We start from the raw sequence: 12,405 nt of genomic DNA, 5'->3' as shown, positions 1-12,405 counted from the left end.
CTCCCTTAACTGTAATACCTTTATTTATAGAAGGTAATAAGAATATATTCCTTAATAACTGTTTGAACACGCCCCCACGCCTTGTTATATTTCATATGTGAAAAAGTTATCACTACAAATAAAAGAGGAAGCCTCCTAAAACATATTTTAGGAGACTTCCTCTTATTAATAGATTGCTGATTTTAACTCTCTTAAATCACAAAATCCTCTGGAATAAACACCTTCACTTCTTTCGGCTGTACGTATACAACATCACCCGCTTGAATGCTTAGCTGTTTGAACTGTTCTTTACTAATTTCTGCTTCTAAATACTCATCTGTTCCGTCTCGTTTTAATTCTACATATACGACAGGTCCAACTGCGTGAGAATATGATACTTTCGCCGGGATTGCATCTACGCTTTGTTTTGTACGAGAGATAGATAAGTGATGTGGCCTTACGTAAGCTACTCCGTCTACGTTTGAAACGTGTTTATGCTCTGGTGCTTCTAGTTCCACCGATCCTACATTTAGCTTACCTTTATGGACGCGGCCGTGAAATAAATTTACATTTCCTAAAAAGTCGTACACGAACGGGCTTGCTGGGTTTTCATATACTTCTTCCGGCGTTCCCATTTGTTCAATGCGCCCTTCATTCATTACAACGATGCGATCCGCAACGTCTAGTGCTTCTTCTTGATCATGCGTTACGAATACGCTCGTAATTTGAAATTCGTCATGTAGTTTCCGAAGCCATCTTCGTAATTCTTTTCTCACCTTTGCATCAAGGGCACCGAACGGTTCATCGAGTAATAAAATTTTCGGTTCGACTGCAAGTGCTCGAGCTAGTGCGATACGCTGCCGTTGTCCACCAGATAATTGCGCTGGATAACGCTTAGCAAGGCCATCCATTTTTACAAGCTTTAATAATTCTGTTACTTTTTCTTCTATCGCTTCTGCTGAAGGTCTTAAGCTTTTCTTTCTTACTTTTAAACCGAAAGCGACATTTTCAAATACATTCATATGTTTAAAAAGCGCATAGTGTTGGAAGACGAAACCGACTTGCCGATTTTTTACGTGAATGTCTGTTAGATCTTCCCCTTCAAATGAAATAGAACCTTCATCCGCTTCTTCTAATCCTGCAATAATTCGTAATAACGTCGTTTTTCCAGAACCTGACGGGCCTAATAAGGCGACAAGTTCACCCTTTGGGATATCCAAATGAATGTCTGTCAACGCTTGAAATGTACCATATTGTTTTGATACACCTTGAATTTGAATACTCACCGTAATCCCCCTTATTGTCGTTTTTCCATTCGCCATTCGATCCAGTTTTTTATAACAAGCGTAAATACCGCGATTAATGACATTAACGTCGCTACTGCAAACGCTGCTGAAAATTGATATTCATTGTACAAAATTTCAATATGAAGCGGCATCGTATTCGTAATGCCACGCACGTGACCTGATACAACAGAAACGGCTCCAAACTCACCGATAGCACGGGCATTACATAAAATCATGCCGTATAAAAGGCCCCATTTTATATTTGGAAGCGTAACGCGCCAAAACATTTTCCAGCCACTTGCGCCAAGTGATAAAGCTGCCTCCTCTTCACTTTTCCCTTGCACCTGCATAATCGGAATTAATTCACGTGCAACGAACGGGAAAGTTACAAAGATTGTTGCGATAATAATGCCAGGAACAGAGAAGATAAGTTTCACTCTATGTTCGAGTAGCCATTCACCAAGAGCCCTCCTCGGTGTGAAGAGTAAAACGAACACTAATCCTGCGATAACTGGTGACACGGCAAACGGCAGTTCAATAAGAGATAATAATACCTGTTTCCCCTTAAACTGAAACTTTGTAATAAGCCACGCGGCCGCTATCCCAAATATCGTATTAAGTGGCACAACGATTAACGCCACGAGAAGCGTTAACCTAATTGCTGAAAATGCTTCTTGATCTGTGATAGCGGCAAGATATACATCAAATCCTTTTTCAAAAGCTTTCAAAAAAATTGTTACGAGCGGGAGTAATAGAAAGAGAGATAAAAATAAAACTGTAATCGTAATTAATATACTCGGTACAAGTTTAGATTCTTTTTTAGCTGACACGCTTTTTACTATTTTCTTTTCTAATAATGTTGGTTCCATTTTCTCTCCTCCTATTCACTTTTTAATTCATGCCTTCTACTCCAGCTTTGAATCATGTTAATAAAAAGAAGGAAAAGAAGCGAAATGATAAGCATAACAGCTGCTACTGCTGTTGCTCCTGCATAATCATAAGCGGTGCGATTTCTGTTTTCATCGGCATATTACCTGCGATGAAAACGACAGATCCGTATTCTCCTAATGCCCGTGCAAATGCGAGTGAAAAGCCAGCAAGTAAAGCTGGGAATATTTCTGGCAAAATGATTTTCACAAATATTTGGAAGCGTGACGCCCCTAAACTAGAAGCCGCCTCTTCTACTTCTTTATCAATATTTTGAAGTACCGGTTGCACCATTCGAACGACAAATGGTAAACCAATAAACGTAAGTGCAACAATAATTCCGAGCGGCGTAAAAGCTACTTTTATATGAAACATACTAAATATTTTCCCCACCCAGCCATTTTCGGCATATAGCGTTGTCAGTGTAATACCAGCTACAGCAGTCGGAAGAGCGAAAGGTAAATCTATTAATCCATCTAACAATCGTTTCCCTGGAAATGTATAACGAACGAGTACCCAAGCAATTAATAAGCCAAAAATGGCATTTACAACCGCTGCTGCAAGTGAAGTCGTTAAACTCACTTGATAAGAATGCAGCACACGCTCGCTCGTTACAACTTCAGCAAATTTCTTCCAACCTAACTGTGAAGTTTGAATAAATACGATAGAAAGTGGTATAAGTACGAATAAACTCATATATAGCATTGTAAATCCAAGAGATAATCCAAACCCCGGTAAAACACGTTTTTTCCTCATCTTCTTTCACCTCATCCCCCCTTATTTTTTATAAATTTGATCGAATACACCGCCATCATTAAAATGTTTTTCCTGCGCTTTTTTCCAACCGCCAAATAGTTCATCTACTGTAAATAATTGAACTTTTGGAAATTGAGATGCATATTTTTCTGCTACCTTTTCGTTACGAGGGCGATAGAAGTTTTTCGCTGCAATTTCTTGCCCCTTTTCTGAATACAAATATTCAAGATATCCTTCTGCCACTTTTCTCGTTCCTTTTTTATCAACTACTTTATCCACAACAGCTACTGGTGGTTCCGCTAGTATACTAATTGGAGGTGTTACAATTTCAAATTTATCTTTTCCGAGCTCTTTTTGTGATAGTAATGCTTCATTTTCCCACGCGATTAATACGTCACCAATTCCTTTTTCAACGAAGGTTGTCGTTGCTCCGCGTGCCCCTGAATCTAGTACTTCCACGTTTTTATAAATTTGACCGACAAACTCTTTCGCTTTATCTTCACTATTGTTATATTTTTTTAGCGCATATCCCCATGCCCCTAAATAGTTCCAACGTGCTCCGCCTGATGTTTTCGGATTAGGCGTAATGACAGACACACCTTTTTTCGTTAAATCATCCCAATCTTTAATTCCTTTCGGGTTTCCTTTTCGTACAAGAAATACAATTGTTGATGTGTACGGAGTGGAATTATCCGCAAGTCGCTTCTGCCAATCTTCTGCTAGTTGTTTCTTCTTGCTAATCGCATCAATATCATAAGCTAGCGCTAGCGTAACAACGTCTGCTTCTAAGCCATCAATAACAGAACGCGCCTGACTTCCAGATCCTCCGTGCGATTGTTTTACATTTACTGTTTGCCCATGCTTCTCTTTCCAGTACTTCGCAAAATCTTTATTAAAATCTTGATATAACTCACGTGTTGGATCATAGGAAACATTTAAAAGTTCGACTGTTTTTTTGTCTCCACTTCCTTCAGAATTACTAGTGGATGTTGCTGAACCACACCCTGATAAAAGTACAACTGCTGATAATAAAACACCTGTACTTTTCATAAACGCTGTCTTCCCCCACTGTTTCATCGTTAAATCCCCCTTAGTTTATACAATAGAAAAAGGCACACAATATATTCACAAACGTGAACATTGTGCGCCTTCAGTTTATCTGATTAGCTTCTAATGTATTCGATTTCTTTTCATTTTAATTCTGTAATTCGCATGTGTCAACTTGGAATTTGTTTTTTTAATAACGAAAAGTCAGTGAGGATTTTCCCTCACTGACTTTTCGTTCACTTTATTTCTTCAACTTATCCGCCTTCGCAATAAATTGTGCTGCTTCCGCACGGCTTACCGCTTTATCTGGAGCCCAGCCATTATCTGTTCCAATTGAAATGTTTTCTTGGATTAAAATATTGGCATACTTCGCACCCCAATGATTGTTTAAGTCAGCAAATTCTTTCGGTAGTTTTATATTTTCATTTCTTTCTAATTTATATGCATTTACTAGCATAGAAGCCATTGATGCACGGTTAATTAACCCGCTCGGATTAAAGTTCCCCCTCTCATCACCTTTTACAATACCTGCTTTTTCAACAGCAGCGATATACGGCGTTGCCCAGTGATTTTGTGCATCAGGGAATGATGGCTTTGCATCTTTCTTAATTTCTAATCCTAAAACAGTTGCTAATATTTTTGCAGCGGAACTACGATCAATATTTTCAGCTGGTGCAAATGTACCGTCTGGCTTACCGTGCACTGCTTCTTTATCTACTAAATATTGAACTGATTCTTGTGCCCATGCTGGTACGTCAGAGAATTTAGGCTTCTGTTCAATTGCACTCGCATCAATTTCAAACTGTATTTGATATTTATGATCATATTTAATTGCTGGAATTAATATATGCATTTGCATATTATATTTTTTCGAAAACTCATCAATTTCAAATTGAACAACTTTCGTACCGTTATTCGCTTTATCTTCGGAAATCACTTTTACATCATGGAATGTCCCTACTTTATTCGTATCTTCTACTCTAAGATACTGGAAATAGCTACTATCTTGAACTGTTAACGTAACGATTTTTTTATCACCTTGAACGGTTACTTTTGCATTTTTTAAATATGTAGAAGCAACCGATGTATCATTCGTTTGATCTTTATAAGTCTTTAAAATAACGTCATACGTGCCATCTGCTAGTCTACTATTTGCTTTCATTTCAACCGCTGCTTCAGCTTTCGCGATTGGTGTCATAATACCGTTAAATGGAACTACTAACGTTGCTGCTATAACGAATGCATTTACATGTTTTTTCTTAATCATTATCAATATGACATCTCCCTTTATATAAATATATCCAACACAACTATCATATTAATAATGATTATCAATATCAAATAAAAATAATAATATTATTTCCTACATAAGTACGCCTTCCGCTCGTTATTAAAAAGTAAATAATGTGCCGTATGAACTTTCCTCTCTAAATAATCAATAGAATACGAGCTTGATGGATCCACTAAATCACCTATCGCTCCTGAAAGATGATCAATGACTTGCTGCAAAATCTCTAAGTTTTTCTTCTCACTTTCAGTATTCATTTCATCCATAATGTCACAAATAAGATACTGTACTCGCCGTAAACGTAATTCCTTCTGTTCCACTTATATCTCCTCCTTATTAGTCATATTACGGTTTAAATATATGGCACCCATAGCTTAACTAATGCTAAAAAGTAGAAAGGCAACCATCTTCATAAAGATGGTTGCCCCTATTTTTAAACTTGCATCGCTTTTTCTCTCAAAGCTCTTCTCAGCAATTTACCTGTCGTATTCTTCGGCAATTCTGTTAAAAACTCGATACTCTTTGGTACTTTATATTTCGCTAAATGTAACGTACAGTAATGCATCAGTTCTTCTTCTGTTACGTTCGTTTGTTTCAGAACGACGTAAGCTCGCACTGCTTCTCCTAAGTTTTCATCAGGAACGCCGATTACGACCACTTCTGCTACAGATTCGTGTGTATACAATACTTCCTCTACTTCACGAGGGTATACGTTATAACCGCCAACTAGGACGATATCTTTTTTACGATCAACGATATAGAAGTAACCTTCTTCATCCATTTTCGCTAAGTCTCCTGTATACAACCAGCCGTCCTTTAATGTCGCAGCTGTATCTTCTGGCGCGTTATAATATCCCTTCATAACGTTAGGCCCGCGAACAATTAATTCACCGACTGCTCCGACAGGTACTTCTTCCCCAAGTTCATTTACAATTTTATTTTCTACATGCCAAATATTTGTACCGATTGATCCTGGTTTACGCGGACGATCAAGCGGGTTAAAACAAGTAACTGGTGATGCTTCTGATAAACCGTATCCTTCTGAAACGATAACGTCAAAACGTTTTTCAAAGTTTTGCAGAAGAGCAACTGGCATTGAAGCACCACCTGAAATACAAAGGCGAAGTGTCTTCACATCTTCTGCGCTTGCTTCTTCGAATAAATATAAATAATTGTACATCGTCGGTACACCAGCAAAAATCGTCGGTTCGTACGTACGACAAATACGGAATACTTCTTTCGGACTAAATTTCGGTAACATTAAAATCGTTGCTCCGTTCACAATCGGTGCATTGACCGCCACCGTTAAACAAAATACATGGAACATCGGCAGTGCCGCAACGACGCGATCATCAGCCGTATATTGTAAATACGACGCCACATCGCTCGCATTACTATATAAATTTTTATGAGTTAACATAGCGCCTTTCGGTTTTCCAGTCGTGCCTGAAGTGTATAGAATAACCGCTACATCTTCTTCATCTAGCTCTGGGCCTTCGTAAGTTAAATCTCCAGCCCCTATCATTCTAGTAAACGTTTTCATTTTTTCGGTTTCTGTATGGTTAAAATCTGATGAGGTTTCGCATATGATGATGTTTTCTAATGAAGGAAGTCTTGTTGTAAGAGATTGTATAACAGGTAGAAGGACGTCGAGTACGATGATTGTTTTTACATCTCCATTTTGTAAAATGTAATGTATTTCGTCTGCTGTATAAATTGGATTAACTGGAATAACAGTTGCTCCCGCTTTCATTGTTCCGTATAAACCGACCAAAAAATGTGGTGAATTTCCAACAACTAATGCAACATTGTCCCCTTTTCCAATGCCCATTTCTGCTAAATTGCTAGAAAACCTTGTGACCATTTTGTTTAATTGGTCATATGAGACCGACTGATCCATAAATATATAAGCCGTTTTATCCCCCTTCTTTTTCGCCGTTTCAGCCAAAGATTGAACGAGATTCACACAAACCCCACCTTTATAAAATTTAGAATATTTAAAAATTCTAAATTAATTATATTAAAAGAAAATTAAAGTGGCAAGTGTTATTCCATTAACTGCATATAGACAGATCACTTTCTCTTCATTTACTTTGGAAGGATAAGGGAATTTTGTTTGCAAGTAATTTATGAAACTAGACCAGAAATCATTTTAGGATAATATGCACTCATCTTTTCTCTCAGCATTGCAAGTTCTTGTTTATTTAAACTCGTATACTCCCCGTACAAGTTAAGAACGTCCGCTCCATCTTCATGAAAATACACCGTAACATATAATGTTGGTAACCCTGCATTGTCTTCATCTATTGAAAAGACGACATCTGGTGTCTTATTAACAGCGCTGAATGTTTCATTTCTTTTCCACTTCTTATTTTGAAACATGTCTTGTATTTCCTGTATCTTTCGTCTGTTATCTGTATGCGTAAAATATATAACATTATCTTTCGCTGGCTTTCCAATAGATAAAAGTGTGCGACTTTGGGACGTTTCATCGTTACAAGCTGTCATTCCGATGACAAAGCTGAGCAATAATACAACGTACATTACCCTCTTCATTTCAATCCGCCTCCTTTTAAATATATATATTCCTTTATAAGGGGCAAATGTCTTGTGATTTGATGGTATATGAAATTATATCGGCGATTTTTCACATATATCAGCGCAACTCCATTTATATCAGCGATTTTCCAAATATATCGACCGCAACTCGAAATATATCAGCGATTTTTAAAATATATCGACTTACCGACAAAACGCGACAATCTACGCAAAAAAAGAGGCTGCTCGTTACGGCAGCCTCCCTTATTTTTAGAAGAATAAATGTAGGAAATCTTCTGTTGTAATATTACCGAAGTAGCGTGCGATATCTACGCCTTCTAAAGCTGCAGTAAATGCATCTTTATCGAATTGTACGCCTGTTAGACGTTCTTCAATATCATGCACATCTAGTGAACCGAAGAAGTCACCGTAAATTTTGCATTCTGTTACTGTTCCTTTTTTCACTTCAAGACGAACATCAACTTGTCCAACTGGGAAGCGGTGTGAATGTTGTAAGTTGAACTTCGGAGATTTTCCGTAGTTCCAATCCCAATTTTGGTAGCGCTCTTCAGAAAGTTTATGGATTTCTTTCCAATCTTCTTCTGTTAATTCATACGTTGGAATTTCTGTTTCCCCTTCGAAAATTGTTTCTAGAAGAAGTTGTCTAAACTCTTCTGTCGTCATTTCTTCGTTCAGGAACTCTGTAATATTCGCAACGCGGCTACGGATTGATTTAATGCCTTTTGATTGGATTTTATCCATTTTTACTTTTAACGCTGATACGACGTGATCGATTTCAGAGTCAAATAGTAACGTACCGTGACTGAACATACGACCTTTCGTTGAGAACTGCGCGTTACCTGAAATTTTTCTACCTTCAGCTAAAATGTCGTTACGACCACTTAGTTCTGCATTTACACCTAATTTACCAAGCGCTTTCGTTACAGGCTCTGTGAATTTTTTGAAGTTACTGAAACTGTCCCCATCATCTTTCGTAATAAAGCTGAAGTTTAAGTTTCCTAAATCATGATATACTGCGCCTCCGCCTGATAGACGACGAACGACATGAATCCCTTTTTCTTTTACGTAATCAGCATTAATTTCTTCTACTGTATTTTGGTTTTTACCAATGATAATAGAAGGTTCGTTAATGTAGAACAGTAAATACGTTTCGTTAATATCTAAATTCTTCACACAATATTCTTCAATTGCTAAGTTTATTCTAGGATCTGTAATTCCTTTATTATCAATAAATAACATCGTATCACCTCATGAGTTCCATACGTAGCCACTATGCGCTAACGTAATATGGCCACTGAAAATTTGTTTTGCTTCTGTTACTAAATCAGCTGGATTGCCTGTATGCGGTAAGTGCGTTAATAAAAGTTCTTTTACATTTGCATCTTTCGCAATACTTGCTACTTCTGTACTATTCATATGCCCTGCTTTTGCAGCCTCTTGATGTGCATACATATTACACTCACAAATGAAAAGATCAGCATCTTTCGTGAATGGAATAAATTCAGGAATATAACTGGAATCTGCGCTATATACTACAGCGTCATTACCTGCTGTAATACGCATCGCAAAGCATGTAACAGGATGAACAGTTTTTAAGAATGAGATCGAGAACGGTCCAACTTGAAGTGTTTCTTCTGGATTGTACGCGATTCCTTTCGTATGCGGTTCATGCGTTAAAGAATGGAATCCACTCTCATCAAACGTATGACCGTATATTGGTAACTCCGGTAGTTGTCCTCTTGTGGCACTCATAATTAATCTCGCATATTGCAATACCCCAATATCTGCAACATGATCGTGATGGTAGTGCGACAGTACAACTGCATCTATATGAGACGGTGTTATATATTTTTGAAGCTGTGCTAGTACACCACTACCACAGTCTACAAGTAAACGAAAACCATCGTGTTCAAACAAATACCCCGACGTTGCTTCTCCCGCTTCTGGAAAGCCGCCCCAAAAGCCGACAACAGTCATTTTCATATGTATCCATCCTTTCTAAAACCGAGTAGAAATGCATGTTTTACTTACATCCTACATTGTTAACTATAATCCATTTCCTAAACTTTTTCATTAATTTTCAATTTTGTTATAAAACAGTTGTTGACTTTTGTTTTTTGTACTAATACAATGATAGTAAGAAATGGAAATGGAGGGATTGACATGATCGATCAACCAATGGAGTTTTTCAGAAATTTACCGACGAAAACTTGTGCGCACTGCGGGAAAGAAATTGATGAGCAGCACGAAGCATACCATAACAAATGTGATGACTGCGTTCACGAAGAATAGTAGTTTGTGAGCATAAAAAAACCTAGCAGACATAGTCTACTAGGCTAATAACATCGTATCCTTCATCGTTGAACCTTTCACCAAGAGCTCCAGTTCAAACTCATACAATTCTTTTTTTCGATAATTTTTCGTATGGATTTTATCCATCATCAGGTCGACAACTTTTCGGGCCATCTCATCGATTGGTTGTTCAATTGTCGTAATACCTGGCTCTGTAATCTGTGATAAAATTTGATTATCAAAACCGATAACAGCGAGATCATCTGGAATACTCCAGTCATGGCGCTTCGCCTCTGAGATAATTCCAGCTGCTACCTCATCGCCTCCTGCCAAAATCGCGGTAGGATTTTTTTTGTCCTTTAATACTTCATGGAATATTCGTTTTCCATCCTCCCAAGAGAAAGCGTTTTCAAGAAAATCAATCGCTTCTACTTGACGGCTCTTCTCCGTTATGGCACGTAAAAAGCCCATTTTTCGCTGTTGGCTAACGACTTTGGTTTCGTTACCACGGCAAAAAATAAGATTACGATATCCTTGTTCTAACACATGCTTAGCAGCTATGTATGCTCCTTGCGCATGATCAAACTTCACTGTTGGAATATTTGCTTCCTCAATATATTCATTACATAACACGATTGGACCGTGTTGTAAGTATGGCTCTACATCTTCCCACGGATTTTCTAGTGAACATAGAATAATCCCATCTACTTGCTTCGTAGATAATAATTGTAAATACTCCATCTCTTTTTCTGGTAAATATCTTGTTTGACAAATAATCAGTTTATATTTATGCTCAGAAGCAGCAATCTCGATTGCTTCAATAAATCTACTGAAGAAAGGATTTGTAATCCTTGGAACTAGCACCGCAATTGTTTCTGTTTTTTGTTTACGAAGCCTTCTCGCCGCAGAATTAGGAACGAAGCCTAAATGCTTCATTGCTAATTGAACCCTTTTTTTCTTCTCATCTGAAACATATGGATGATTATTAATCACCCTAGAAACCGTTGTCCTTGATAACCCCGCTAATTTCGCCACGTCCTCTATAGTCGACACGAAATTCTCCCCCTTTGCATGAAAACGTTTTCTTAAATTGATTATATAGTATATTATTGGAAACTGCAATACGGCTTCTTATGATTTTACTATATTAATATTATACATAGGGAAAAGTATGTTAATGGGAGGGGAATTTATATTCGTTTTAGAAGTTTACAGGAGGCATATTTATTAAAGATAGAGGGAGATACTTCATGAATCGGACGGATCGTTTATTAGCCATATTAATTGAATTACAAAGAAGACAAACTGTTACCGCACAAAGCTTAGCTGAAAAATTTGAGACAAGTATAAGAACGATTTATCGAGATATGGATGCACTTAGTGAATGTGGCGTCCCACTTTTCGCCATGCCCGGCCACGGTTATTCATTAATGGATGGTTATTTCTTGCCCCCCATTCAGCTTACGCCTGAAGAGGCTGTTACTCTTTTACTAGGCGGTGATTATATCGAGAAAACTTTCACTTCTTCTTTTTCTGTACATGCACGATCAGCAAAAGAGAAACTTGAAATTGTTCTCCCTGCTGATCAACAAAAGAAAGCCCAGGAATTACGAGAAACTTTTCGTTTCCTTTCTCCTATATTTTCACATCAGCAATCTGAACAAGAAAAACTAGAAAATCAACTTCTTCTATTGCAAGAATCTATTCAAAAAGAACAAGCTATCTCTTTTTCTTATCGGAAACCGAGAGAAACTACAAAAATAAAGCGGACCGTTCACCCTTACGGCTTAGTCAACATTTCAGGGATTTGGTACATCGTTGCCTACTGTTTACTTAGAAAACAAATACGTAATTTCCGCTTAGATCGAATGGAGAAATTACAGCAAGAACAAGAATTCTTTACAAAACCCGAAGACTTTTCTTTGCAAGAATATCAGCCTGAAAGCAACCGTACTGTGATGATTCATTTATTATTCCCCTCCCATATTGCACATAAAATTATTGAATCACGATATTTTTTTATAGATTCATATGAACATAGAGATAACTATTTTCACGTCTTTTTGAAATCTAGAAACATAGATGAAGTGTTTCAATGGGTATTGAGCTGGGGAAGCCAAGTGCACGTACTTGAACCAAAAATTCTTTCTGAAAAAATTCGTGATGAAGCAAAAAAAATGTTAAAACTTTAATTTCACTACTGACATAATGTTGTCAGTAGCCATCCTTTATATTAGGTATTAACAAATACATTTTCATAAAAGGGAGTTA

12 protein-coding genes and 1 pseudogene are annotated in these 12,405 nt (G+C 37.5%); 2 read left to right on the top strand and 11 right to left on the bottom strand.

The annotated features are described in order from the left end of the window. Positions 1-191: 191 nt before the first annotated feature. The 10 genes and pseudogenes from PDQ68_RS14720 to PDQ68_RS14675 form a co-directional block, all read right to left on the bottom strand. Positions 192-1,265, bottom strand: a complete 1,074-nt coding sequence (locus PDQ68_RS14720; protein WP_061183720.1) for a sulfate/molybdate ABC transporter ATP-binding protein — start codon at positions 1,263-1,265, stop codon at positions 192-194. 11 nt (positions 1,266-1,276) lie between these two features. Then, positions 1,277-2,134 carry a sulfate ABC transporter permease subunit CysW gene (gene cysW / locus PDQ68_RS14715; protein ID WP_270786878.1) on the bottom strand — a complete coding sequence of 286 codons (858 nt, stop codon included), beginning with the start codon at positions 2,132-2,134 and terminating at the stop codon, positions 1,277-1,279. Between the two features lie 11 nt (positions 2,135-2,145). Continuing rightward, positions 2,146-2,948, bottom strand: a pseudogene (gene cysT, locus PDQ68_RS14710) (sulfate ABC transporter permease subunit CysT). A 21-nt stretch (positions 2,949-2,969) separates the two neighbouring features. Then, a complete protein-coding gene (locus tag PDQ68_RS14705; RefSeq protein ID WP_061183722.1) occupies positions 2,970-4,025 on the bottom strand; it encodes a sulfate ABC transporter substrate-binding protein in 1,056 nt (351 codons plus the stop codon). A gap of 211 nt (positions 4,026-4,236) precedes the next feature. Beyond that, positions 4,237-5,262 (bottom strand): S-layer homology domain-containing protein, encoded by a 1,026-nt coding sequence (locus tag PDQ68_RS14700; protein ID WP_016716742.1) that lies wholly within the window; start codon positions 5,260-5,262, stop codon positions 4,237-4,239. 89 nt (positions 5,263-5,351) lie between these two features. Continuing rightward, on the bottom strand, positions 5,352-5,603 hold the full coding sequence (locus PDQ68_RS14695) for a hypothetical protein (RefSeq protein WP_016716741.1): 252 nt from the start codon (positions 5,601-5,603) through the stop codon (positions 5,352-5,354). Between the two features lie 113 nt (positions 5,604-5,716). Further along, positions 5,717-7,249 carry a fatty acid--CoA ligase family protein gene (locus PDQ68_RS14690; protein WP_016716740.1) on the bottom strand — a complete coding sequence of 511 codons (1,533 nt, stop codon included), beginning with the start codon at positions 7,247-7,249 and terminating at the stop codon, positions 5,717-5,719. 161 nt (positions 7,250-7,410) lie between these two features. After that, positions 7,411-7,839 (bottom strand): hypothetical protein, encoded by a 429-nt coding sequence (locus PDQ68_RS14685; RefSeq protein WP_016716739.1) that lies wholly within the window; start codon positions 7,837-7,839, stop codon positions 7,411-7,413. Between the two features lie 252 nt (positions 7,840-8,091). Beyond that, complete coding sequence (locus PDQ68_RS14680) at positions 8,092-9,081, bottom strand: lipoate--protein ligase (RefSeq protein WP_000897255.1); 990 nt, start codon at positions 9,079-9,081, stop codon at positions 8,092-8,094. 9 nt (positions 9,082-9,090) lie between these two features. Further along, the gene (locus PDQ68_RS14675) at positions 9,091-9,825 is read right to left on the bottom strand and encodes an MBL fold metallo-hydrolase (protein ID WP_061183724.1); all 735 of its coding nucleotides are present in this window, start codon (positions 9,823-9,825) and stop codon (positions 9,091-9,093) included. 180 nt (positions 9,826-10,005) lie between these two features. Between PDQ68_RS14675 and yhfH the strand changes: the two genes are divergently transcribed. Further along, positions 10,006-10,134: a protein YhfH gene (yhfH, locus tag PDQ68_RS14670; RefSeq protein ID WP_000567010.1), complete on the top strand. Its 129-nt coding sequence runs from the start codon at positions 10,006-10,008 to the stop codon at positions 10,132-10,134. A gap of 39 nt (positions 10,135-10,173) precedes the next feature. Here yhfH and PDQ68_RS14665 read toward each other — a convergent pair whose 3' ends face one another. Next, positions 10,174-11,187 (bottom strand): LacI family DNA-binding transcriptional regulator, encoded by a 1,014-nt coding sequence (locus PDQ68_RS14665; RefSeq protein ID WP_000103718.1) that lies wholly within the window; start codon positions 11,185-11,187, stop codon positions 10,174-10,176. Positions 11,188-11,384: 197 nt separating this feature from the next. On the opposite strand from PDQ68_RS14665, the gene PDQ68_RS14660 reads away from it, so the two are divergent. Continuing rightward, positions 11,385-12,326: a helix-turn-helix transcriptional regulator gene (locus PDQ68_RS14660; RefSeq protein WP_016716737.1), complete on the top strand. Its 942-nt coding sequence runs from the start codon at positions 11,385-11,387 to the stop codon at positions 12,324-12,326. The last annotated feature ends 79 nt before the right edge of the window (positions 12,327-12,405 follow it).

The organism is Bacillus cereus group sp. Bc010 (assembly GCF_027716745.1).
Taxonomy (GTDB): Bacteria; Bacillota; Bacilli; order Bacillales; family Bacillaceae_G; genus Bacillus_A; species Bacillus_A pacificus.
Note: the sequence above shows the minus strand (reverse complement) of the source record. Positions and strands in the feature narration are given on the sequence as shown.

Excerpts from the sequence above, each read along its gene's own strand:
- PDQ68_RS14705 (WP_061183722.1), bottom strand. The coding sequence starts at position 4,025 with ATGAAACAGTGGGGGAAGACAGCGTTTATGAAAAGTACAGGTGTTTTA.
- PDQ68_RS14675 (WP_061183724.1), bottom strand. The coding sequence starts at position 9,825 with ATGAAAATGACTGTTGTCGGCTTTTGGGGCGGCTTTCCAGAAGCGGGA.
- cysW (WP_270786878.1), bottom strand. The coding sequence starts at position 2,134 with ATGGAACCAACATTATTAGAAAAGAAAATAGTAAAAAGCGTGTCAGCT.
- yhfH (WP_000567010.1), top strand. The coding sequence starts at position 10,006 with ATGATCGATCAACCAATGGAGTTTTTCAGAAATTTACCGACGAAAACT.
- PDQ68_RS14660 (WP_016716737.1), top strand. The coding sequence starts at position 11,385 with ATGAATCGGACGGATCGTTTATTAGCCATATTAATTGAATTACAAAGA.
- PDQ68_RS14685 (WP_016716739.1), bottom strand. The coding sequence starts at position 7,839 with ATGAAGAGGGTAATGTACGTTGTATTATTGCTCAGCTTTGTCATCGGA.
- PDQ68_RS14680 (WP_000897255.1), bottom strand. The coding sequence starts at position 9,081 with ATGTTATTTATTGATAATAAAGGAATTACAGATCCTAGAATAAACTTA.
- PDQ68_RS14700 (WP_016716742.1), bottom strand. The coding sequence starts at position 5,262 with ATGATTAAGAAAAAACATGTAAATGCATTCGTTATAGCAGCAACGTTA.